Origin of the sequence: Emticicia sp. W12TSBA100-4, assembly GCF_040253585.1 — a bacterium.
GTDB lineage: Bacteria > Bacteroidota > Bacteroidia > Cytophagales > Spirosomataceae > Emticicia.
In genome coordinates, this window is record NZ_JBELAU010000004.1 from 362371 (window position 1) to 386781 (window position 24411).

20 protein-coding genes are annotated in these 24411 nt (G+C 37.7%); 7 read left to right on the top strand and 13 right to left on the bottom strand.

All coding sequences use genetic code 11. The annotated features are described in order from the left end of the window. Positions 1-618: 618 nt before the first annotated feature. Positions 619-1593 (top strand): 6-phosphofructokinase, encoded by a 975-nt coding sequence (gene pfkA / locus ABR854_RS07160; RefSeq protein ID WP_350264705.1) that lies wholly within the window; start codon positions 619-621, stop codon positions 1591-1593. Positions 1594-1675: 82 nt separating this feature from the next. On the opposite strand, the gene ABR854_RS07165 is transcribed toward pfkA, so the two are convergent. Continuing rightward, complete coding sequence (locus ABR854_RS07165) at positions 1676-2404, bottom strand: YdcF family protein (RefSeq protein ID WP_350264706.1); 729 nt, start codon at positions 2402-2404, stop codon at positions 1676-1678. Positions 2405-2592: 188 nt separating this feature from the next. Here ABR854_RS07165 and ABR854_RS07170 point away from each other — a divergent pair, with 188 nt between their 5' ends. After that, the gene (locus ABR854_RS07170) at positions 2593-4050 is read left to right on the top strand and encodes a DUF5106 domain-containing protein (protein ID WP_350264707.1); all 1458 of its coding nucleotides are present in this window, start codon (positions 2593-2595) and stop codon (positions 4048-4050) included. Here ABR854_RS07170 and ABR854_RS07175 read toward each other — a convergent pair. The 3 genes from ABR854_RS07175 to ABR854_RS07185 form a co-directional block, all read right to left on the bottom strand. Continuing rightward, positions 3995-4579 (bottom strand): DUF1648 domain-containing protein, encoded by a 585-nt coding sequence (locus ABR854_RS07175; protein WP_350264708.1) that lies wholly within the window; start codon positions 4577-4579, stop codon positions 3995-3997. The two genes, ABR854_RS07170 and ABR854_RS07175, sit on opposite strands and share 56 nt — an antisense overlap. Before the next feature lie 200 nt (positions 4580-4779). Beyond that, positions 4780-5364 (bottom strand): Uma2 family endonuclease, encoded by a 585-nt coding sequence (locus ABR854_RS07180; protein WP_350264709.1) that lies wholly within the window; start codon positions 5362-5364, stop codon positions 4780-4782. A gap of 161 nt (positions 5365-5525) precedes the next feature. Continuing rightward, positions 5526-7034, bottom strand: a complete 1509-nt coding sequence (locus tag ABR854_RS07185) for an acetyl-CoA carboxylase biotin carboxylase subunit (protein ID WP_350264759.1) — start codon at positions 7032-7034, stop codon at positions 5526-5528. Positions 7035-7408: 374 nt separating this feature from the next. On the opposite strand from ABR854_RS07185, the gene ABR854_RS07190 reads away from it, so the two are divergent. The 5 genes from ABR854_RS07190 to ABR854_RS07210 all read left to right on the top strand — a co-directional run bounded on the left by ABR854_RS07190 (position 7409) and on the right by ABR854_RS07210 (position 10945). Further along, on the top strand, positions 7409-8671 hold the full coding sequence (locus ABR854_RS07190) for an aminotransferase class I/II-fold pyridoxal phosphate-dependent enzyme (protein ID WP_350264710.1): 1263 nt from the start codon (positions 7409-7411) through the stop codon (positions 8669-8671). A 99-nt stretch (positions 8672-8770) separates the two neighbouring features. After that, entirely contained in the window at positions 8771-9346 is a 576-nt protein-coding gene (locus ABR854_RS07195) for a hypothetical protein (RefSeq protein WP_350264711.1), read from the top strand. A gap of 40 nt (positions 9347-9386) precedes the next feature. Continuing rightward, complete coding sequence (locus ABR854_RS07200; RefSeq protein WP_350264712.1) at positions 9387-9974, top strand: hypothetical protein; 588 nt, start codon at positions 9387-9389, stop codon at positions 9972-9974. Between the two features lie 45 nt (positions 9975-10019). After that, positions 10020-10562 (top strand): DUF3575 domain-containing protein, encoded by a 543-nt coding sequence (locus ABR854_RS07205; RefSeq protein WP_350264713.1) that lies wholly within the window; start codon positions 10020-10022, stop codon positions 10560-10562. 200 nt (positions 10563-10762) lie between these two features. Continuing rightward, the gene (locus ABR854_RS07210; RefSeq protein ID WP_350264714.1) at positions 10763-10945 is read left to right on the top strand and encodes a BF3379 family histone-like protein; all 183 of its coding nucleotides are present in this window, start codon (positions 10763-10765) and stop codon (positions 10943-10945) included. A 138-nt stretch (positions 10946-11083) separates the two neighbouring features. On the opposite strand, the gene ABR854_RS07215 is transcribed toward ABR854_RS07210, so the two are convergent. From ABR854_RS07215 to ABR854_RS07255, 9 genes are all read right to left on the bottom strand, one after another. Next, positions 11084-12166 (bottom strand): Gfo/Idh/MocA family protein, encoded by a 1083-nt coding sequence (locus ABR854_RS07215; protein ID WP_350264715.1) that lies wholly within the window; start codon positions 12164-12166, stop codon positions 11084-11086. Positions 12167-12196: 30 nt separating this feature from the next. Then, positions 12197-12754 carry a DUF1003 domain-containing protein gene (locus tag ABR854_RS07220; protein WP_350264716.1) on the bottom strand — a complete coding sequence of 186 codons (558 nt, stop codon included), beginning with the start codon at positions 12752-12754 and terminating at the stop codon, positions 12197-12199. Positions 12755-12829: 75 nt separating this feature from the next. Then, the gene (locus tag ABR854_RS07225) at positions 12830-16336 is read right to left on the bottom strand and encodes a M4 family metallopeptidase (protein WP_350264717.1); all 3507 of its coding nucleotides are present in this window, start codon (positions 16334-16336) and stop codon (positions 12830-12832) included. Positions 16337-16422: 86 nt separating this feature from the next. Continuing rightward, entirely contained in the window at positions 16423-16785 is a 363-nt protein-coding gene (locus tag ABR854_RS07230) for a hypothetical protein (protein ID WP_350264719.1), read from the bottom strand. 99 nt (positions 16786-16884) lie between these two features. Further along, positions 16885-18105, bottom strand: a complete 1221-nt coding sequence (locus ABR854_RS07235) for a putative hexosyltransferase (protein ID WP_350264720.1) — start codon at positions 18103-18105, stop codon at positions 16885-16887. A 117-nt stretch (positions 18106-18222) separates the two neighbouring features. Continuing rightward, a complete protein-coding gene (lpdA, locus tag ABR854_RS07240; protein ID WP_350264722.1) occupies positions 18223-19623 on the bottom strand; it encodes a dihydrolipoyl dehydrogenase in 1401 nt (466 codons plus the stop codon). Between the two features lie 46 nt (positions 19624-19669). After that, entirely contained in the window at positions 19670-19867 is a 198-nt protein-coding gene (locus ABR854_RS07245) for a DUF4177 domain-containing protein (RefSeq protein WP_350264723.1), read from the bottom strand. A 2-nt stretch (positions 19868-19869) separates the two neighbouring features. Further along, entirely contained in the window at positions 19870-21402 is a 1533-nt protein-coding gene (odhB, locus tag ABR854_RS07250; RefSeq protein WP_350264724.1) for a 2-oxoglutarate dehydrogenase complex dihydrolipoyllysine-residue succinyltransferase, read from the bottom strand. An 80-nt stretch (positions 21403-21482) separates the two neighbouring features. Further along, positions 21483-24275 (bottom strand): 2-oxoglutarate dehydrogenase E1 component, encoded by a 2793-nt coding sequence (locus ABR854_RS07255; protein WP_350264725.1) that lies wholly within the window; start codon positions 24273-24275, stop codon positions 21483-21485. Positions 24276-24411 lie beyond the last annotated feature (136 nt).

Sequence of the window (24411 nt, forward strand, 5' to 3'; positions counted from 1 at the left end):
TTGCCCAAAAAAGCTCAAATAGTATGCCAAAAAAAAACAAATGTCAAATAACTTATAATCTGCTGATAATCAATTTATTGAAGTGTGGTTTTTGAGTTGTTCTATTTAAAAATACTATTTTAAGGTTGAATGTTGAGATAGTTTGACTAACTTTAGAAGAAAAAATAGACTTTGCGAAATAGTTCTATTTTCGGCTCATATTCAAAGTTTCAACACAACTTCAAATAGCATTTATCCAGCTATTGAAACGATTAAAAGTCATTAAGTACAGACTTTAAAAATTACTTAATACTGACGACAAAAAATATTAGTTTTTGAGGAATTTTATGCGTTGTTTTTTGTCTTTTTCGATATATTATTATGTTTGTAGTCAGGTAAGTAAAGGAATAGTGTATCTCTCTATGAAAAAATAATAATATACAATAAATTCTATAAATAATCATAAAAAAGAATTTAATTTCGATAAAAACCCTTTTTGCAGAACAATATTGTTAATGAATAATAATGAAAGTTTGGGAGAAGTAAAGAAAACTAATTACTTTTGTGCCGAGTGCAGAAGAAGTTGGAGAGAGAATGGTAATAGGCTAAATACTTAAGCAAAATTAAGAAAATATTAAGATGAAACGAATAGCAGTTTTTACTTCTGGAGGAGATGCACCTGGCATGAATGCCTGCATCAGAGCCGCAGTTAGAGGAGCAATATATCATGGTTTGGAAGTTTACGGTATCAGAAGAGGATATAATGGAATGATTTCGGGTGATATTTTTCCGATGTATTCACAATCAGTAAGTAATATAGTTCAGCGTGGTGGTACGATGCTAAAATCGGCGAGAAGTAAAGAGTTTATGACTCCTGAAGGCCGTAAAAAAGCTTACGAAAACTTAATGAATGCAGGAATCGAAGGTTTGGTTGCCATTGGTGGAAACGGAACATTTACGGGAGCTGAGGTTTTTTATAATGAATATGAAATTCCTACGGTAGGTTGTCCAGGCACAATTGATAATGACCTTTATGGAACTGATTATACGATTGGTTTTGATACAGCCGTAAATACTTCACTCGAAGCCATTGATAAAATTAGAGATACCGCTGACTCACACGACCGTGTATTTTTTATCGAAGTAATGGGTCGTGACTCAGGCTATATTGCCATTCAATCGGGTATTGGTGGTGGTGCTGAAATTGTAATGGTTCCCGAAACCCATACGCCACTCAAAAAAGTAGTAAGTACATTAAAAGATGGCTGGTCACGATCGAAATCTTCATCAATCGTAGTGGTTGCCGAAGGAGACGAGGAAGGTCACGCCGTTGATATTGCTGAAAAGATAAAGAATCAAGTTGCTGACAAACTCGATATTCGTGTAACAACGCTCGGACACATTCAGCGTGGTGGTACACCAACTGCTTACGACCGTATTTTGGCGAGCCGTCTGGGTTTAGGTGCAGTTGAAGGCTTGATTAAAGGTTATAAAAATGTAATGGCAGGGGTTGTAAACAATGAAATGGTTTACACACCGTTCATTGATACTATCAAAAAACCAAAACCAATTCACGACGATTTGTTGAGAATGGTGCATATATTGAGCATGTAATAATTGAGAATGGATAATGGAGAATTGAAAATGTTTGTCAAAATTCATTCTCCATTATTCATTCTCAATTCTCCATTAATAATCAAATCCAGCCCATTGCTTTATAAGTGCAGTAGCCGATTATTTCTCTGAAAATCAACTGGCTATGAGCAAAATAATCTTCTTTCGGTAAGATATTATACCAATAATAATTTCGTCCATGCGAAAGATAATTTGCCCCGAAAGTATCTACTTGTACACCTACTTTCTCAAAACAAGCACTTGCCCTTCTCAGGTGATAACCCGAGGTAATTAATAAATATGATTGATTTTTGAAATGTTTTTTCAGAATCTTCGAGCAGTTTTCGGCATTTTCTCGTGTGTTTTGCGAGTGGGCTTCTAAAAGTATATTTTCTTGTATTACTCCACTAATAATCAGATACTTAGCAATCTCTTCAATCTCTTTTTTAGGACTTTTCCCCAAAACACTTATTTCACCCCCACTAATCAAAATCTTCTTGATTTTACCTCGTTTATATAGTTCTATTGCTTGAGCTATTCGGTCAGCTGATTTTCCAAGAAAGGTATTTTCTTGAGGTAGTTTTTCTTCGTTGATTGTACCTCCAGTCAAAATAATGCCAATATCGTGTTTTTTTACGCTCAAGATTGAGGTTGGAGGCACTTCCCACCAAAGTAATAATTCGTTGATAATCAATGGATTAGAAAATGCATACAAAAAAACAAATGCCGAAATGATTACTTTCTTCGATTTGGTACGATTTTTTGTATAGATAGCATAACCCAACAGCAAACACAAAATACCGATGGGCATAATTACAAATGTTAGAAACTTAGAAACAATATAAAACATTAGAATTCGTTTAATTTTAGAAAAAAACTGAGGCTTTAGTGTTTTCGTACATTTACTCGATAGCTAAATTAACAAGCCTTTAACAAAAAACACGCAATTAAGTATTTATCTTTGTGAAATAATATAAAATGAATAAAACCTGTACTAATATGAGAATTAGCCGAGCGGCGTTCCGCTATTTCAAAAGCCTATTATTGATTGCTTCGCTTATTTTTTCTACTGAAAGTTTTGCCCAAGATGGTCACTCAATCAAAGTACGAATGAAAGGAGTTACTGAAGGAAGAACTTGTCATTTGGCTCATTTTTTTGGTTATAATCAATATATCAAGGTTGATTCGGCCAAAGTTGAGAATGGCGAACTTAATTTTAAGGGCAAAGACCCACTCAAAGGAGGGATTTATCTGATTGTACTTTCACCATCGAAATACTATGATTTTGCAATAAATGGTAAAGAACAATTTATGGAAATTGAGGGCGATACAACCGATTTTGTTGGTTCGGTGAAATTTAAAGGCTCAAGAGAGAATGAGATTTTATTTGGCTATCGTAAATTCTTGCAAGATAAAAGTAAAGAAGCCGAAGCAATGAGTGCGATGGCAAAAATGAAAAACGACCCAACTTCGCAAGAAATGAACCGTAAGAAAGTTGAACTGATTCAGAAGGAAGTAGATACTTACATGAAGAATATAGTCAAAGAAAACGAAGGTACATTTGCAGCGAAAGTAATTAAAGCAAATATCGACCCTGAATTACCAACGGTGTTGCCTAAAAAGGCCAATGGCCGTCCAGATTCTACGTATCTATTTAATTATTATAAAGGACATTATTTCGATAATCTTGATTTTGCTGATGACCGCCTACTTCGTTCGCCGTTTATTCACAGCCGTATGGAGCGATATTTTAAGGATTTGGTTTATCAAACAACCGATTCTGTCAATCATGATGCCGATAAAGTTTTGAAACTTGCCAAGAAAAACCAAGAAGTGTACCGTTGGGCCTTGTGGTGGGTGACGAATAAATACGAAAACAATGAAATAGTTGGACTTGACGGTGTATTTATTCACTTAGCTGAAAACTATTATCTGAAAGATGCCGATTGGTTGGATTCAACACAACGTGCAAAATTCAAAGAAAGAGTTGATATTTTGAAGCCTTTACAGACAGGTTTTGTATTTCCGACCTTGATTGTTGCTGATTCTTTGGGTAGAGAATATAATCCAATGCAGAGCAAAACTAAATATACAATCGTTCACTTTTACGACCCAGACTGTGGTCACTGTAAAGAATCTGCACCGAAGTTGATGGAGTTTTATAATAAAAACAAAGATAAAGCAACGATTTATAACGTGAGCGTAGCATATGATACCAAAAAAATGAACAACTTTGTGCATGGTTATAAAACTCAACCGCTGTTAAATCTTTGGGACTCGAAAGGTAGATATTATTTTAGAAAAAACTTTGATGTATATTCTACGCCAACTAATTATATCTTAGATAAGGATAAGAAAATCATTGCTCGACGAATACCCGTTGATAAACTCGAAGATTTTATTAATTTTTATGAGCGTCAGCAGATACAGAAAATGAGTGGAAATACTGGAAAGTAAAGAAGAAAGATATACAAAAAAATGCCCCGAAAGTAGCTACTCTCGGGGCATTTTTTTTTGCCAGTTTATTAATCTTACTTGTATAATAAGCCGAAAAACCAAGAATTGCCGCCACAATGCTGATGATTACAAAAAATATCCCATTGCTTGATATTGGATTTTGACTTGATTTTACGATGTTAAGCTCAATAAAAAAGAAGAGTGTACTGATACAAATCGAAATCAAATCTAATAATTGTCGGCCGAGTTTCATTCTTTCTTCCAAATTATTATTGCTTAACTTAATTGGCAAATTTAAGTAACTAAACGGATTCTTACGCACGCTTGCCATGAAGCCAACCAAAGCCAAATTGATGAGTGGAATAAAGAAAATTGTATATTTCTCACCCCAGCCGTTGGGTTTTCCATCAATACCAAAGTGAATCGGAATGGTGGCGGGTAGATTGGCAAACGAATAAGCGGCATAAGCCAAATTGATGATAGCAATCAGGATTGCTAAAAATACGAGTGTGCTGTTATGAGTTTTCATTGTTGTACAGAATTTGAATGTAAAACATCCAGTTCTACGCACGAGGCCCAAGCAGGGTGTGAGAGCTGACTAATGAGACAAAATTAACAAGTAAAATGAGTGGCGGCAAGCAAATTTTGATTAGTGGAGATTTGAAGGTTTGGTTGGCTTTTTGATGAGTGGGAAGTAAAATAAGTGGTTGAGCGTGTTGAATGAGATGCCTACTCAACATCTTCCTCTTTCTCAAATACAATATTTTCGTAAATATCTGATAAAGAAATAGTTATTTCGAGTTTTTCAAGATTAATCATTGCATTTTGTTCAGTGAATTCTTCATAAGTCCAAAGGGCATCACTGACTCTACTGTATAATTCAACGCTCATTTCGTACTGAGAAATCAACATATAATATTGCACCGAGGCTATTGCTTTGTATTTTTTTAGTTTGACTGTTTTATCATATTTTTCGGTCGAGGTTGATAAAACTTCTACAATCAAACTCGGATGTGCGATTTTGTTTTTCTGCTTCAAATCAAACGGATTACAAGTTAGCATCACATCAGGGTAGGGATAATAGAAATCTTTGATGACTTCAAGTTTTACACTTTCTCTGAATACATCACAATGTTGTTTTCGCTGTTTTCTTAATGAAAATTCGATATTACTGGCTAATCTACTATGATTAAGTGTAGTACCAGCCATTGCAAAAATTTCACCATCAAAATACTCGTGGCGAATTTCGCTTGTTTCTTCCAATGCAAAATATTCTTCGATAGTATACCGCTTTTTTTTGTCGGATTCTCCCATAACTAATCTTTTTTGACAAATATACAGATTTTATCAGTGGTATTGTATCTTTCAATTGTTTGAAAAACATAAACCCTCCACTAACTAAGAAATAGTGGAGGGTTATTGCTATTTTGATTAGTCTTTGGTTTTTGAGAGATTATCTCACAAAATAGCTAAATTTAACTTCGCAAATTTACTCTATTTCTACGCCATTGACTTGTTTGAGTTATGGTTGGCGTATTTTGTGCTGAACTATTATTTTGCTTACGTTTCAATATCTCAACGGCCAAAACTGCGGCAATTTCAAATTCTATAGTTGGAATTTCTTCCTGCAAAACCTCTGGAGTAAAGTATAAACCCACAAACCGAGTATCAAATTTACCACTCACAAATGCCTCGTGTTGAAGAGCAAATTTGCAGAATGGTAGTGTAGTGGCCACGCCCGTAATTTTAAATTCATCAATGGCACGAATCATTTTTTCGATAGCTTCGGTGCGGTCTTTTCCGTATGCAATCAATTTTGCAATCATGGGGTCGTAGTGAATCGGAATCTCCATGCCTTCTTCTATGCCATCATCGACACGCACGCCATTGCCTTGCGGACGTACATAAGTTTGCAAAATTCCCACATCTGGCAAGAAGTTATTGGCTGGGTCTTCGGCACAAACTCTTACCTCAATTGCATGACCATTTATTTTCAAATCTTCTTGTTTTATGCTCAATTCACGTCCTTCGGCCACGTATATCATTTCTTTTACCAAGTCGATTCCCGTAATCATTTCGGTTACTGGGTGTTCAACCTGCAAACGAGTGTTCATTTCTAAGAAATAAAAATTCAAATCTTCGTCAACGATAAACTCTACTGTTCCTGCACCATAATAGTTACAAGCTTTAGCTACATCAACGGCACATTTGCCCATCGCTTCACGGATTTCGGGCGTAAGTACGGCTGACGGAGCTTCTTCTACTACTTTTTGGTGGCGTCGCTGAATAGAACATTCTCGCTCAAAAAAATGAAGAACATTACCGTGCTTATCGCCCATCACCTGAATTTCGATGTGCTTTGGCTTCGTGATATACTTTTCGATGAAACACGCCCCATTTCCAAATGAAGAAATAGCTTCGCCAACGGCTCGGTCCATTTGTTCATCAAATTCGGCTTCGTTTTCTACGACTCTCATCCCTTTTCCGCCACCACCTGCACTGGCTTTTATCAAAACTGGATACCCAATCTCGGCCGACTTTGCTTTGGCTGCCGCACGGTCTGTAATGGCATCGGGTGTACCAGGAACCATCGGAATATTATATTTCGCAACCGTATGTTTGGAAGATAATTTATCGCCCATTACTTCAATGGACTCTGGGGATGGACCAATGAAAATCAAGCCAGCTTCTTGTACTTTTCTCGAAAAATCAGCATTTTCCGATAAAAAACCATAACCTGGATGAATGGCATCAACGCCCAAACTTTTGGCAACTTCTATGATTTTATCGCCTCGTAGATAAGACTCCTTTGAAGCGGCTGGACCAATGCAAACAGCTTCATCAGCATATTTTACGTGCGGAAAATTTCGGTCGGCTTCTGAGAAAACCGCAACCGTTTTGATACCCATTTCACGAGCAGTTCGCATCACACGAACCGCTATTTCGCCTCTGTTGGCAATTAATATTTTGCGAATTGACTTTATCACTTTCTTTTGATTGATTTAGTTTTGCTGTACTTTAAAATATAGTCCACAGTTGATGGCCAACAGTATTTTTTTGTAGTTTAATCCAACTAAATGTAAAATACTTAGTTTGTAGTATTAACAGCTAAGGCTTTTTAATGACTGTTTTCTGTCGTCTATCGACTATTTAAACACTAATTAACACTAAAATCGAATTGGATTTTTTAAATATGCCCTAAAAATATTGCACATTTTGTATAGATAGGATTTTTCAAAGAAATCGGTGTTTGGTTTCCTACTAAAAAAGCGTTATTTTTGTGTAAAATTTTAAGGTGATGTAATCAACATTCATCATTATATTATCGCACGGGCGACCCCGTTATAATTTTAAAAAAATGGCACAGGATATTTTTGATAAAGCTCTCAACAATTTAGGTCCAATCGGGTCACAGGCGAAATTGCTTAATTCTCACCATTATTATTCTTTTCCAAAACTTTCGGGTGAGCTTGGCCCACACATGGAGTTTATGGGTAAAAAGATGCTAAACTGGTCGTTGAACAACTATTTAGGATTGGCCAATCATCCAGAAGTGCGTCAGGCAGATGCTGAGGCTGCAGCTGAATATGGTTTGGCTTACCCAATGGGTGCGAGAATGATGACAGGGAATACCGAATTACATGAGCAGTTTGAAAAGCAATTAGCTGAATATGTTGGTAAAAAAGATTCGTTTTTGCTAAACTATGGTTATCAGGGCGTTATGTCAGTGATCGAATGTATTGTTGATAGAAAAGACGTGATCGTGTTTGATGCCGAAAGCCACGCTTGTTTGATTGATGGTATTCGTTTGCACAAAGCAAAGGGCGGTACTTACTACCAATTTGCTCATAACGATATGGAGAGCTTAGAGAAAAACTTGGTAAGAGCAACCAAATTGGCTGAAGAGCAAGGTGGAGGAATCTTGGTGATTACTGAAGGTGTATTTGGTATGTCGGGTAAGGTTGGTAGTTTGGATAAAATCGTTGAACTGAAGAAGAAATTCAACTTCCGTTTATTGGTTGATGATGCTCACGGATTTGGCACGATGGGTGAAACGGGTGCTGGTGTACCTGAGTATTTTGGTGTGCAAGACCAAGTAGATTTGCATTTCTGTACGTTTGCCAAATCAATGGCAGCTATTGGTGCATTTATTGCTGCCGACCCAGAAATCGTGATGTTCTTGAAATACAATATGCGTTCACAAACCTATGCAAAAGCATTACCAATGCCTTTTGTATTGGGTGGAATGAAGCGTTTGGAATTGATGAAAAATCACCCAGAGTTTAGAGAAAATCTTTGGACAATCGTGAAGGCTCTTCAAGATGGTTTCCGCAAGCGTGGATTTGATATTGGAGATACCACTTCACCAGTAACCCCTGTTTTTTTACACGGAAGCTATGATTTACCGACTGTAACAAATTTGATTCGTGATATGCGTGAAAACATGGGTATTTTCTGTTCTGTAATTATTTACCCCGTCGTTCCTAAGGGTGTTATTATGCTTCGTATCATTCCTACGGCTTCGCATACACTTGAAGATGTAGAATATACAATGGATTGTTTCGAGAAAGTTCAGGCTAAACTTCAAGCGGGCGAATATGCTCCGTTAGCGGTGGCGTAAATACCAAATACTTTTGAAAGAATGTTAGTGTTTAGCTTATTTTTTGCTGAATATTAACATTCTTCACATATCTTTTATAAATCTACACAATAGCTTTCTATGAAAACACTTCTGCTTTTCATGCTTTGCTTGCCATCTTTTCTTTTTGCACAAGACTCTCTTAAAACAAAGATTAAAAAAAATGAGATTTCGATTAATACATTTGAGCTTGTAATAGCAAGGATTATTCCAATTACTTATGAGCGATTTATTGATAGTAATCAGTCCATTACTGTAAAAACTTTCTTATTCGATAAACGTTATACGGAGTTCAACTCAAACAATATTTATATTAGCCTACAAGCACAATATAACTTTTACTTTTCGGAGAAGAAAAAAAATGCAGGGTTCTCCTTTTCTCCATTTTTTAAGTTTACCAAAGGCAAGTATCATTATGGAGAAAGTAGCGGTTATTATGACAATAATGGGATTTATCAGGTACGTCTTAAGAAAGCCATATTGGATGTAAACGGAGCAATTTTAGGTCTTGGATTAGGTTATAAACTACTCTGGAAAGAGAAAATTAGTCTTAATTTTACTACTGATGTAGGTCGTGTAGTACATGCAAAAGGTTATTATGCTGAATATATTCCAATAGAATTGAGAATTGGTATGAATATGGGGCTTAGGTTTTAAGTAAACATTCTTCTTATATAAATCTTAAACACAATTAGTCATGAAAAAAGCATTGTTCTTAATGTTGGTTCTTCCATCATTGCTTTTTGCACAAGTAGATTCACTGAAATCAAAAGTAAATAAAAACGAGATTATAGTTAATGCTTTTGAGCTTATTGTTGGTGGTATTGTACCAATTAGCTACGAGCGTTTTATCGACAAAAATCAATCAATTACGGTAAAGGCATTTTTCCTTGATAAAAGTTCTGGCGATTTTAACTCAGAAAAATTCGACCAAACTAAGGTGATTAGCTTTCAGACACAGTATAATTTCTATTTTTCAGAAAAAAAACAAAATGCAGGCTTCTTTTTTGCTCCATTTTTGAAATTTACTGGTGGAAAATACACACCAACATACGAAAGTTATTATGATTATAATGGAAACAGATTTTTGAATACTCCTGGCAAAGCATTGAGAGTTAATGCCTTAATTTCTGGTTTTGGTATTGGCTATAAATTTTTATCAAGGAATAAGGTTTCATTTGGTTTCTCCATTGATATCGGACGTGTGCTGAATAAAGCTGGGTATTACCAATTATCTGGACCTTCTGAGGCAAGATTGGGTGCAAATATGGGTATTAGGTTTTAAGTACGTAAGAATCCTTTTTTATACAAATCTTCAACACAATTAGTCATGAGAAAAATATTGTTTTTAATGATGGTTCTTCCATTATCACTTTTTGCACAAGAAGATTCATTGAAACCAAAAGTAAAGAAAAACGAGATTATGGTGAATGCCTTTGAACTTATTGTAGGAGGTATCATTCCAATTTCTTACGAACATTTCATTAATAATTATCAGTCAATTGTAGTAAAAACTTTTTTCCTTGATAAACCATACCACGAACTAAGGTCAGCAAGAAATAACCCCTTTAGTGTACAAATAGAATTTCTTTATTATACATCTGAAAAAAAGAGAAATGCAGGTTTTTTTGTGGCCCCATTTTTGAAGGTTACCGCTGGAAAATATTATGTAGGATATTTTAATCCGATTAGAAAATTTCGCCCTAAAATTGCATCTGCTGGTTTTGGTGTTGGTTATAAATTTCTAATCAAAGAGAAATTTTTACTCAGTATTACCACTGATATTGGGCGTATTGCGAATGCCTATGCTTATAATTCATCTTACGGTTCAATTAGCCTAAGAGCTGGTATAAATATGGGTCTTCGATTTTAAGTATCAAGAATTGATTATTTGTTGAGATAAGTCTGGTTTTGGCCAGACTTTTTTAGTTTTAGATAAAAATAAGGCGATTTTGATGGTATTTTTTAATGAAAAATTTGTAATATTTTATAATATATCTAACTTGCAAGTACATACTATTCAATAATCAACAAATACTTTCATTATTCACCCAAAAACCTTTTATTTCTATCATGGATAAGTACAAAGAATTAACTGACCTTGTGGCTTCTTTATCAGGAGATTTTGAAAAATTTTATGACAAAGGAAACAATGCTGCTGGTACTCGTGTAAGAGCAGGAATGGCTACACTTGCTAAATGGGCTAAAGATACGAGAGCAGAGGTTCAGGCTAAGAAAAATGCTGGGAAAGCTTGATGATGTTAAAGAAATCGTAGATGAGTCAGTATTTCTTTCTTAGTTGTTTACTAAATGATTTTTGCAGATATACTACTCATAAAGCAAAAACGTCTCGAAGATTTCTTTGAGACGTTTTTGTTTTGGCACTTGAAAAAATTATAGATAAACTACTTGCCCCGTCCGCACTGACTCATCACAAGCAAATGCAATTTTTAAACTATTTACGGCATCTTGCACATGGTCGGTTAAATCAATATCTTCTTCGATTGCTTTCAAGAAATAGCGTTGTTCACGGTTACAAAGTTCTTGATGGTCAGGTTCATCGCTCAAATTAAACCATGTATCTTGCTTTACGAACTGATTATTTTCGTCAATATCGGCATGATGAAAACGTAATGACTCTGTTTTTGTATGAGCATCAACATTATCTGATTTTCCACTGCCACCCGCTTCTTTTGCTACAATCGAAACACAACCTTTTGGCCCAATTACATCTTTAATAAAAAAGGCTGTTTCGCTCATCATTGGCCCCCAACCTGCTTCGTACCAACCCACTGAGCCATCTTCAAAACGTATCTGTAATTGTCCGTAGTTATAATTGCTTTCGGCAATATCGTTGGTCAATCTTGCTCCGATGGCCGTTACTTGGAGCGGTTTCGAGCGAGTCATTTGACACATCACATCAATGTAATGCACGCCACAATCAACAATCGGGCTGAGGCTTTTCATTAGATTACGATGAACGTCCCACATTACGCCGTGGCTTTGTTGATTGAGGTTCATACGCATCACCAAAGGTTTGCCGAGTTCATGAGAGAGTTCTACAAATTTTTCCCATGATGGATGATGACGCAGAATATAACCAACTACTAATTTCTTGCCAGCCTTTTGGGCAGCAGCAGCTACTCGTTCTGAGCCTTCAACTGTATCTGCCAGTGGTTTTTCGATAAAAACATGGCAGCCACTTTCGAGAGCCATGATAGCGAATGCTTCGTGGGTATCAGGATAAGTTGAGATACAAACGGCATCGGGTTTGGTTTCGGCAAGGGCAGTTGCGTAGTCAGAAAATAAGGCATAGCCGCCACCCAATTTTTCGTTGAGAACTTCTTTGCTTTTTCCTGTTGATACAATACCGCAAATTTCAAATCCATCAATTAATTGATACGCTTGTGCGTGCGATGCTCCCATGTTTCCGCAGCCAACTACGAGTACTCTTACAGGTGATGTTAAGGTTGACATATCGTGTTAATGAATTGATATAATAAGGTTTTATGATTTATTTTTTAAATGTTTTTCTAATTTTTCATTGATTTCTTCGAGTAAGGCAAACTGTTTGGCTTGGGTATCAAACAAAGTTTTGATTTGTTCTTCCAACAGTAAATCAATTTTTTGGTGTAAACCCCTAATTTCCATTTCTGCTTTCAGATTTACCAAGTAATCGTTTTCGCTTCTCATTCTGTCTTTTTCTTCTTGGCGATTTTGGCTCATCATAATTATCGGAGCTTGCAGTGCTGCAATGGTTGATAAAACCAAATTCATCAGAATAAATGGATAAGGATCAAATCTATCTTTTTCGGGAAGTGTTACATTGACTATTATCCAAACTGTAAGAATAACACTGAAAAGAATAATAAATTTCCAACTTCCGCCAAATTGTGCCACTTTATCCGAAATCGCTTGCCCACGAGAAATCACTTCTTTGGGTGGATTGAGCAAATTATTCACGATTAATTGCTCTTCTTTGATTGTCTGCTCTACAATCTTGTGCAATTTACTAAGATGCTCTTGTTCGCTTGCAAACAATCCATCAATTTCTTTATTATTCATAGTTATAAAAGGTTATGGATAAAGAAACCCCGCCAAGGCATTTGACGAGGTTTTAGTCTTTGAATGACAAATATATTATTCTCTGATGATTTTTCTTACGGCACTTCCTTGCGAAGTTTCGATTTTTACTGAATATAATCCTTTTGGTAAGTTTCTGATATTTAATGAATTATCATTAGAGAGTTTGTCGAAACTCATCATGTTTTGACCCGTTGTTGAATAGAAATTTGCTTCTTTAAATATTGCACCTGTTGGTAATTCAATTCTGAGTTCGTCGGCCGTTGGATTCGGGAATATCACAACTTTAATACTTTCATTTGGTTCGTTGGCCAATACCGCAATTTTATTCTCAATACCATTCGATGCTGCACTAAAACAGCCATCATCAGTAATGGCTTTTACGGTATAAACGCCGTTTAGGTCAGGCTTTAAAGTAGTAGCCGTTGTTTGTCCACCAACTGGATTTCCGCCTACATACCATTGGAAGTTTTTACCGCCCGAAATTACATAGTTTCCACCACTTAAAGTGATTCGTGGCGTAGCTGGAATGATACAAAATGTTTGAGTTGTGGTGGCAGCATTAAACTGGGTATTTCCAGCTTGGGTAGCTTTGATGCTCGCTTTTCCTGCATTTGTTCCTACTTTTACTGTATTTCCAGAGATTGAAAGATCGCCAGAGCCTACCGAAAATGTCACGGCTAAGTTTGAACTCGTAGAAGCTGAAACTGTGAAACTTTCGCCAATGTTTTTGTCAGCAATTGTACCAAAATTAATAGTTTGATCGGTTTTGGTGGTTGTTGTACTTCTTGTGCCTTGTGCATACCAAACTGCCCATGAAGCATCGGGTAAAAACATTTTTGCAGTTCCCGAAGGTGAGATCTTATTTTTATCTATATTAATAATATTGACATCTTGCTGTTTTCCATTGAGGGTATTGAATAGCATTTTATCATCCAGACGAGAATACCCAGGATAGCCGACATCATTGTTTTCATTGATACTATCAATGGCATCATCGCCCGTTTTACTTAAATCAATTGCAATTTGGTAATAAGTATCGGGTTCTTCTTCAGTAAAATAATCAAAAGCGATTACATCCTGAGAATTTTTCGAGAAAGATGGATTGCCGATGCTTTCACCTGCTTCGAGGTCAGTAAACAGTTTGTCAATTTTACCACTTCCAATGGCATTTTTGGTCAAATCCCACGCTTTTATGAAACCTACATCCCAGAATTCGATTGTTCCAGAGATACTTTTTACGCTATTGAAAGCATCATAAATGATATTTTCTCCCGAATAATCCCACTCGAAAGAGTCGGCATATTGCACTTCACCAGTGCTTACACCAGTAGAGTAAGTCGGGTTGTACAAAGTTAATCGGTAGCCTTTGCCACTATCTTCGAGATTATAAATATAAATGTATTTATCGCCTTCGTCGGTCAGTGCTGCTAAGCGTTTACCATCTTTCGAGATAGCAACATTACCCCAAACCCCATCGCTTGATAATTTGCTTTCAGTGAAAGCACCTGTCAGGTTTATTCTACGAATATTTTTATCCGAACCCACAAAATAAGCTACCATTCCATCGTCAGTAACGCTTGGTTTTCCCAAACAACCACTTGATGAAATAACTTTGTAGTCGCTCACTGGAGCGTTAGCTTTGGCTGTATAAAGTTTGCCCGATGATGGCTCGAAAACTAAGATAAAATCACCACCGTTATTGACAGGAATATTTTGTTGCGTTTGCGTTGGAACTGGTGGAGGAGTTGTGTTGCTACTGCTACCACTTGGGTCGGCAATACCTACGGCATCGAAGGCTGCTTTTGCTGCCGCAACAACTGGCGACGTGTCTCCATTAATATCAGCCGCCGCTCTCACAACTGCCAAGCGAGCATCTACGAATTTAGAAGTACGTGTCATATACTTTGTTAATGCTCGGTAATAAACTTGTTCGGCTTTGTCTTTACCAACGTTGGCATTTGACGCAAATAAATAGAAAGCATAGTTCGGAATACCACTATTTACGTGAACTCCCCCATTATCACCTTCATCGGTGTTGGGTAGATTGGCATACTGTGACATCGTTCGGGGTTGATAACCAGGGTCATTTCTTCCACCTTGATTAGGGTTTGACAAACTACGCAATGCACCTGACGGAAACGAACCTGCTTTGATTACATCTTCGCCCAGCGTCCAGTCGTCACGGTCAATTAAAACGCCAAAAATATCAGCAAACGATTCATTCAAAGCCCCTGATTGATTCTGATATTCTAAACGAGCGGTTGCTTCTACCACTCCGTGAGTCATTTCATGACCAGCCACATCTAATGCCCCAGCCAAAGGTTTGAAAGCATCACGGCCATTACCATAACCCATAAATTCACCATTCCAGTAAGCATTATCCATGCCTCTACCGTCATCATCAGCGATGTTTATTACCGAAATAATGCTACTTCCTTTGCCATCAAGTGAATTTCTGCCAAATTTTGTACGATAATAGTCATAGCATAGACCCGCATTATAATGAGCTGAAACTGCCGTTGCACTCCAAATGTTGATACTGTTTGACTTTACTTGGTCATACTTCATATTATCCGATGTAGAATTCAAAGCATCAATCGTCCAAATTCCACCGACTGGGTCATCGGGAAGTTTTGAAGTTGTTTTGTTGTACATCGGACGTTGTGTATCAAGCATGTAATAAGTGCTGCCTGACTGTTGTACGCTGAATGAGCGAGAAATATTATTGAGGTCACGAGCGGTGGCCGTAAAAGGATTATTGAGCGAGCAAGTATTATTGAATTTCTTTAGAACTTCTCCCGTATTGGCATCAATGAAGTAAGTCCAGCGTTCCAGTAAATTAGGACGGATGGTTAGATTATACGCCAAACGCTCATCAGCAAAATTTCCATCCTTATGAAAAATGATTAACTCGGCTGTATTTTGCATTTTGCCCAATAATTTGCCAGTAACGCCTGCTTGCTGGACAATTGATTTTTTGCCGACATCAGCCATTGCAAACGCAATTGCTTTATCTTCAGAAAGGGTAGGAGAGATAGATGCTAAATTGGGAGTTGGAAAATTACGACCATTCAAAATATCAATTTTATCACCTTTGGTATGCAGCCAAATTTCGCCACCATAGACGGGGATGTCTTTATATTTTTGTTGAAGCTGGATATGAGTCATACCGATTTCGTCCGACTCCATGTTTATCATTTCGAGTTCTTGATTGGGATCTTCTATTTTCAGAGCAGTTTTTACATCACCTAAAAAATCAATGGCCATTGCCTGTAAGCCTTTTCGTGCATTGGGTGCCGTGGATTTTGATAGATTTTCAATCATTAAAACTCCACCTGTCTCACTATCGTGCGTTACTTTAAGTTTGTTTACGAATTTCGTTGAGAGTGAAGGCAAACTTGACTGACGAGTATTTCTATCGTTTTTTTGCCCGTTAATTTCTGTAAATTGTCCTTGTGGAAGGGTAGTTTTACCTGCCAGTGGTTTATGTTTTTTGTCGAAGCCTTTCTGAGCGAAAGTACTTGTTATGGCAAAAAAGAGAAGGATAAAAGTCAGTCTCATATTATTTGGGAGCTTTGTTTGGTGAGGTATTTTTATGCAAAAGGTTATTAATAAGTTGGAAATTTGTCTTGTGGAGTTCCTCTAAATTATTTCAAATGTACTAAATTCATCAATTCTTTATATAAATCTTTTGCTTTTGCTGGAGTGCTTTCTTTTGACGCTCCCCAGATAATCTCGTTTCTGACAGAATCGTGCTTAAATTTTATAAAGTAATACATATTGCCAGGTTCACGAAACCCTTTGTTCGTTTCAAATAAGATTTTGGTTTTAGCAAAAAGTATCTTAACTGAATCGGTATTTTGTTTGCCGAGTTCTGTAAAAGAGGTGTCTGTACTTTTTTTATGGTAAAGTTGACCATTTTCGAGTAGATGATATTCATTTACTAAGTTCGTAAAGCCGCCGCCACTCCCAAAAATTATCTGACTTTTTTTGTATTTATCTGGGTTCATTTTATGTGAGCAAGCTATTAGTGAAATGACACAAGCAAAAGTTGTACTATTTATTTTCAATTTATTTTGAAATATTTATATTTATTATATTTTTGGAATTTATGAAATATTCAATCTCAACTTAAAGCCTTTATAAAGGCTTAGGAATGACATTAGCAGTATTACTCCGAAAATCATTGCAGTAAACTCTGGTTTAAAAGGGTTTATTCCTAAATATTTATTTGTGCCATCGACATTCATCAAATGAGCAATCGAAGTTAGGGCAAAAATGGAATAACGATTAGTAAGTAAGGCATAAGCAAAATACATCGGAATAGCAGGAAACGAATATCGTTCGTGCATTTGGGTATTCACAAAAAAGAATACAATTGCGGTAGTAGCGGCCGTTAGCCAAAGAATAGCATAATACTCTTGGTCTAAGGTTTTTTTAGAAAGTATTCTATTTAATGTATTGATTATCAATGGTAAAAATGTAATGGCTGATAGTGTAAAAAACATAATAAAGCCCCATTTTTTGTAAGTAAGCCCTGCAAAGATCAAGGTATCATTGATGGTACTGGGGTCTTTTTTGAGGAATAAATACCAAATATTAAAAGCATTGACCGAAACACGAGGAAAAAAGCCGACTGATTCTCGTACGACTTTTAAGAAATTGCTGAAAGTTCCGCCTAAAATAAATGGGCTGAGCAAAATGAGTTGAGCTATGATAGATACTGCCAACATTTTCAGAATCAGCATTTTATCAAATTTTATACTCAGCTGATAAATAAGTAGTATAGCAAAAAATGGTAAAAAAACGATGGCTTGCAGTTTCGCATAAATTGATAATGTACAGAAAAGTGATGCCCAAAGGAGTTTTCGCTCGAACAGACAGATGATGGCTATAATTACGATAGTAGTCGGAACGCTATCAAGTTGTCCCCAAATTGTGGTGCAGTACAAATAACCCATGTTGAAGAGCAACATATATTCAACAAATTGGCGAGTATAGTACTGACGTAGAGCATAAGCAATAGCGATTGCTCCCGCAAAATCGAACAATAAAAAGAAGTATTTTAGTTGATAGCTATTGGCGTAAATGAGTTCTTTTGTACCGTGAAGTTTGCCAAACCAGTAGAGGCCGTGCAGATAAATAGGCATATAGTTGGTGTCAGAATTATAGATTTGGCTTAAGCCATGTTCTAAGGCATAAGCCGACCAACGAGGCCAGTCGTTATTCAGATCATACCAAAAGCCAGTATGAGGAATGATAGCGACTAAAAGACTAAAAAAAAGTAGATGATGCCATTTGATTGGCGAGTTTTCGATGAGTTTTTGCATGCTTTAATATTTATCGGCCTGCAAATTTAAGAAAATTGGGTTTGGAAATGGAATCATTATAAAATATAAAAGCCCTTCACACTAAATGAAGGGCTTTTCAGGAATAGAAAATGTTTCTTATGAATGAATCGCACGATTGGCGGTTGCGGCCAAAGCAGCTTCTTTCAATGCTTCCATGTATGTTGGGTGAGCGTGTGAAATACGAGCGATGTCTTCGGCACTTGCTCTGAACTCCATTGCTGTAACGGCCTCGGCAATCATATCGGCAGCTCTTGCTCCGATGATGTGTACACCTAAAATTTCATCAGTAGCAGTATCAGCTAAAACCTTTACTAAACCATCAGTATCGCCACTGGCAGTTGCACGGCCGAGAGCTTTGAAAGGGAAACTTCCAGCCTTGTAGGCTACACCTTTGGCTTTTAGTTCTTCTTCGGTTGCACCAACTGAAGCAACTTCTGGCCAAGTATAAACTACTCCAGGAATAAGATTATAGTTGATATGTGGTTTTTGTCCTGCCATTACTTCGGCTACAAAAACGCCTTCTTCTTCTGCTTTGTGTGCAAGCATTGCCCCACGAACTACATCACCGATGGCATAAATTCCTTTTACGTTGGTTTCCAAAGTATGTTCGTCAACTAAAACTTTGCCACGGTCAGTTGCTACACCAACGGCTTCTAAATTTAAGCCATCGGTATATGCACGGCGACCAATACAAACTAAGCAATAGTCACCTTTGATTTCAACTGGTTTTCCATCGGCAGCTTCAGCAGTTACGGTAACTTCTTCGCCTGAGTTTTCGATTTTTGTTACTTTCGTATTGAAAAAGAAGTCTGCACCAAGTTTCTTAACTGATTTTTGTAATTCTTTGCCCATCGTTTTATCCATTGTCGGAATCATCGAATCGGCAAATTCTACAAACGAAACCTTCGCACCTAAACGTGCATAAACAGAACCTAATTCGGCACCAATTACGCCCGCACCGATTACAATTAAATGTTTCGGAATTTCAGGAAGATTCAAGGCTTCTGTACTCGTAATTATTCTTTTCTTATCATAATTCATGAAAGGAAGAATCGTTGGTTTCGAGCCAGTTGCGATGATTACTTGTTGAGCCGTAATTGTTTCTTCCGAACCATCAGTTTTTGTGATTTTGATGGTGTTTTTGTCAACAAACGAACCAAGACCATTATGAACCGTAATCTTGTTTTTCTTCATCAAGAAATTGATACCTGCGTTCATTTTCTCAACAACACCATTTTTACGGCCAATCATTTTATTAAGATTTGCTACTGGAGCTGGAATCTCAATACCGTGGTCGGCAAAGTGGTGAGCAGCATTATAGAAATGCTCCGAAGAGTCGAGGAGGGCTTTTGATGGAATACATCCAACATTCAGACACGTTCCCCCCAGAACACTGTATTTTTCGATGATGGCAACTTTTTTGCCCAATTGTGCCGAGCGAATCGCCGCCACATATCCTCCAGGCCCTGAGCCTATTACTACTACGTCGTATTGCATATTTTTGCTTATCTCTTTTATGAGACGAATAATATTTTTATCAAATTTATTCCTTCGGTCTTTTTAAAACCGCTACAATTCCAGAAGTTTCAGTACCACTAACAAGAAACCTACTGGCAATATTTTCAATGGTAAATGTAGAAACAAGTTCCCAACCTTCACCACCAAGAATGTTAAGACTGTCTATGAAAGTTTTTGCTTCTTCAGTTTCAACAGTTACCGTTCTATATTCCCACTTAGTCATGATTACACACCTAAAAGAATTCTTGTTGGGTCTTCTAAGAGTTGTTTTACTCTTACTAAGAAACTAACCGAATCTTTTCCGTCGATAGTGCGGTGGTCATAGCTTAGAGCCACGTACATAATCGGACGAACAACGATTTCTCCATTTACTACTACAGCACGCTCAACGATATTGTGCATACCCAAGATAGCTGATTGTGGAGCATTGATGATTGGTGTAGAAAGCATTGAGCCGAAGATACCACCATTAGTAATAGTGAATGTTCCGCCAGTCATTTCTTCAATCGTTAGTTTGTTTTCACGGGCTTTTCCTGCCAGACGAACAACTTCTGACTCAATTTGAGCAAAATTCAATTTTTCTGCACTGCGAATAACTGGTACAACTAAACCACGTGGAGCTGAAACCGCAATGGCAATATCTGCATAATCATTGAAAACGATTTCGTCGCCATCAATGTATGAATTTACCAACGGGAATTCTTTCAATGCAATCGCACAAGCTTTCGTGAAGAATGACATAAAGCCTAAGCCTACGCCGTGAACTTCTTTGAATTTATCTTTATATTTTGCTCTTAATTCCATGATTGGTTTCATGTCAACCTCGTTGAAGGTTGTGAGCATTGCTGTTTCTTGTTTTACTGCAACCAAACGCTTGGCGATTGTTTTACGCAATGAAGTCATTTTTTCACGACGAGAAACTCTACCGCCTTCAGTAGCAGGGGCTGCTGGTGAAGGAGTTGCCGCTGGTTTTGCTGCTTGTGGTGCTGGAGCTGCTGCTGGTTTTTCAGCTTTTACAGCATCATCTTTAGTGATACGTCCGCCAATGCCAGTACCTTGAACTGTTGCTGGGTCGATACCTTTTTCAGCCAAAACTTTCGCCGCTACTGGTGATGGATGACCTGCTGCATAGCTTGAATCAGAAGTTGCTGGTGCTGCACTTGCAGTTGGTGCAGGAGCCGCTGCTGGTTGGCTTGCTACTGCTGCACCGCCTACCGTAATCTTAGCTACTACTCCGCCAATTGGCACAACTTGGCCTGCTTGGGCAACGATTGTCAATACTCCGTTTTCTGGTGAAGGCAATTCAAAAGTGGCTTTATCTGATTCGAGTTCGCAGATAACTTCGTCCATTTTTACGCTATCGCCTCCTTTTTTGCTCCAAGCGGCAATCGTAACTTCAGAAATTGACTCGCCAACTGCTGGTACAACTACGTCAATTACTTTGGTAGGAACTGGTGCTGCTGGTGCTTCGGCTGCTGCTTTTGGAGCTTCGGCTGCCGCAGGAGCTGCTACTGCTGTGCTTCCCGCAGCCTCGATTTTGCATATCAATGCTCCAATCGGTAGGGTAGTACCTTCTGGGGCTACTATTCTTAGAATTCCGTCGGCTTCGGCGGGTAATTCGAATGTGGCTTTATCTGATTCTAATTCACAGATAACTTCATCCATTTTGACTAAATCACCGTCTTTTTTTGTCCATGAAGCGATGGTTACTTCGCTTACTGATTCGCCCACCGAAGGGACTTTCATTTCTATTGCCATGATGATTCTATTTTTCTACTGCTGTTTTTCTTCTTTATTATATATCAACAATTTCTAAGACTAACTTAGTTTCTTTGGTGTTATTTTGCTGCAAAAGCTCTTTCAACGAGATCAGCTTGCTCTTTTGCGTGTACTTTCGTGAAACCTGTTGCTGGTGAAGCACTTGATTTACGAGCCACTACATTGCCCAAACCAACTTCTGGGAATTCACGCAATACAAATGACCAATAACCCATGTTTTCAGGTTCTTCTTGTACCCAAAGAATTTCTTTTGCTTTATATTTAGCTAATTCAGCTTCAACTTGTGTTTTCGGGAATGGATGTAATTGCTCAACTCTCACGATAGCTACATCGGTGCGACCTTCTTTTTGTTGTTTATCGAGTAAATCGTAGTAAACTTTTCCACTGCAAAGCAATACACGTTTAACCTTTTTAGGGTCAGCGTATTTATCTCCGATAACTTCTTGGAAGTGCGTTCCTTCGGCAAAATCACTCATTGCTGAAACCGCCAATGGGTGACGCAACATTGATTTTGGAGATAAATGAATACATGGCTTACGGAAAGGTAATGCCAATTGACGACGTAGCATGTGGAAGATGTTGGCTGGCGTAGTACAAGTACAAACGTACATGTTATATTCAGCCGCCAGTTGCAAGAAACGCTCTGGACGAGCATTTGAATGCTCAGGGCCTTGACCTTCATAGCCGTGTGGTAGTAAAAGTACCAAGCCATTCATGGCGTTCCATTTCGACTCGGAAGCGGCAATAAATTGGTCAATCATGGTTTGAGCTCCGTTCGAGAAATCACCGAATTGAGCTTCCCAAATTACGAGAGCGTCAGGGTTGGCCATTGCATAGCCATATTCAAAACCCATAACACCATATTCGGCCAAAAGTGAGTTATAAATCTCAAATTTGCCTTGTCCTTCTCCCAAATGAGCTAAGTTGCTATAATTTTCGTTGGTTTCCGAATCATGTAATACTGCATGACGGTGCGTGAATGTACCACGTTGTACGTCCTGACCTGTGAAACGAACAAATTTCCCTTCATTAAGAATCGAACCATAAGCCATCAATTCTCCTACCGACCAGTTAAATGGTTTGTCTTTGGCAAAAATGGCTTTTCTTTCGTCCAAAATCTTTTCGATTTGCTTCAATGGTTTGAAATCGGCTGGAACATTTGAAAGTGCTTTTCCAACTTTATCAATTACTTCTTGTGAAATACCTGTTGCTGGTGACTTCTCGAAATCTTCTGGCACCGAACGGCGGAGTTTTTCCCAAGCCTCTTCCAATTTTGGTTTTTGGTAAGGTAATTGTTTTTGTTTTACTTTCGCCAAAAGATCTTGTAATTCACCCTCGAAGCTTTTCTTCATTTCTTCGGCAAACTTCGTATCGGCTTCGCCACGAGTCATTAATTCTTGCAAATAAATCTCACGTGGATTAGCGTGTTTATCGATGACTTTATACATCGTCGGCTGCGTCATGCGTGGTTCGTCAGATTCGTTATGACCATATTTACGATAACAAATCATATTCACGAAAGCATCACGGTTGAATTCTTGGCGGAATTCAACGGCCAGTTTCATGGCATAAACTACGGCTTCTGGGTCATCACCATTGACATGGAATATCGGAGCATCAATAATTTTTGCAATATCAGTACAGTAAATTGACGAGCGAGCATCTTCAAAATCAGTTGTAAAACCAATCTGATTATTGATTACGAAATGTAGCGTTCCACCCGTATAATATGCAGGAAGGTCAGACATTTGTGTAACTTCATAAACGATGCCTTGTCCAGCAATGGCTGCATCGCCATGAATCAAAATTGGTAATACTTTATCGTAAATATCATCACGGTCGTTTGGTTTTACTGCTGCTTTCTCGAAGTGTGCATCGGCTCTGGCACGAGCATAACCCACAACAACTGGATTTACAGCCTCTAAGTGCGAAGGATTTGGCATAAGTTTTAGACTTATACGGTGTCCTTCAGGGGTTTCCACTTGACTTGTATAGCCCATGTGGTATTTCACATCACCATCACTATAAGATTCGAGTTGAACGTTTTCTTCAAACTCATTAAATACTTGCTCATAAGGTTTTTGCAAGATATTTGTCAAAACATTCAGACGCCCACGGTGAGCCATTCCTATTACAACTTCCTCTACTCCAAGTTCAGCTCCACGATTGATGGCAATATCAAGGGCAGGAATGGTTGACTCACCACCTTCGAGCGAGAAACGTTTTTTACCTAAGAATTTGGTATGAATAAAATTCTCGAAGTTTACGGCTTCGTTTAATTTCTCGAAAATACGAAGTTTTTGGTCACGAGTTGGGTCGAAATACAGATATTCGTTTTCGATTTTCTTACGCAACCAGTTTTTTGCTTTTCTATCTCTAATGTATAGATATTCAAAACCGATTTTTCCGAGATAAACTTTCTTTAAAGCATCAACAATCTTACGAAGTGTAGCGGCTTCTCCGAATAGTTCAACCCCAGCTTCAAATACTGTATCTAAATCTGCCTCTGAAAGATTAAAATCAGCAAGGTCGAGCATTGGTTGGCGGTCTCTTCTTCCTCCGATTGGGTTAATGTTTGAAAGTAAGTGTCCACGTGAACGGTATCCACGAATCAAATGCACTACTTCCATCTCCTTGCGGGTATGTTCTGCACTAACAGGAGTGCCAGCGGCAGGAATTCCCGCAACAGACTTTGTTGCTCCGTTTGAGCCGTTAAATGTTTGATTAAATTCAAAACCTTTGAAGAAATTCTGCCAGCTTTCGTCAACAGAAGTTGGATTTTCTTTGTATTGTTGGTAAAGTGCGTCCAATGCGGCTACGTCGGCATTGGCTATGTATGAAAATTGGTCCATTGAACTATGGTATATGTCGGAAATGAGTAAACTTTATAATCTGTGCAAAGTTACGGTACGTATTCTATAAAGTAACATTTTTTTTGCAAAATTCAAATAGATAAACTAATGATTAATGGATAATGGTAAATTAAAA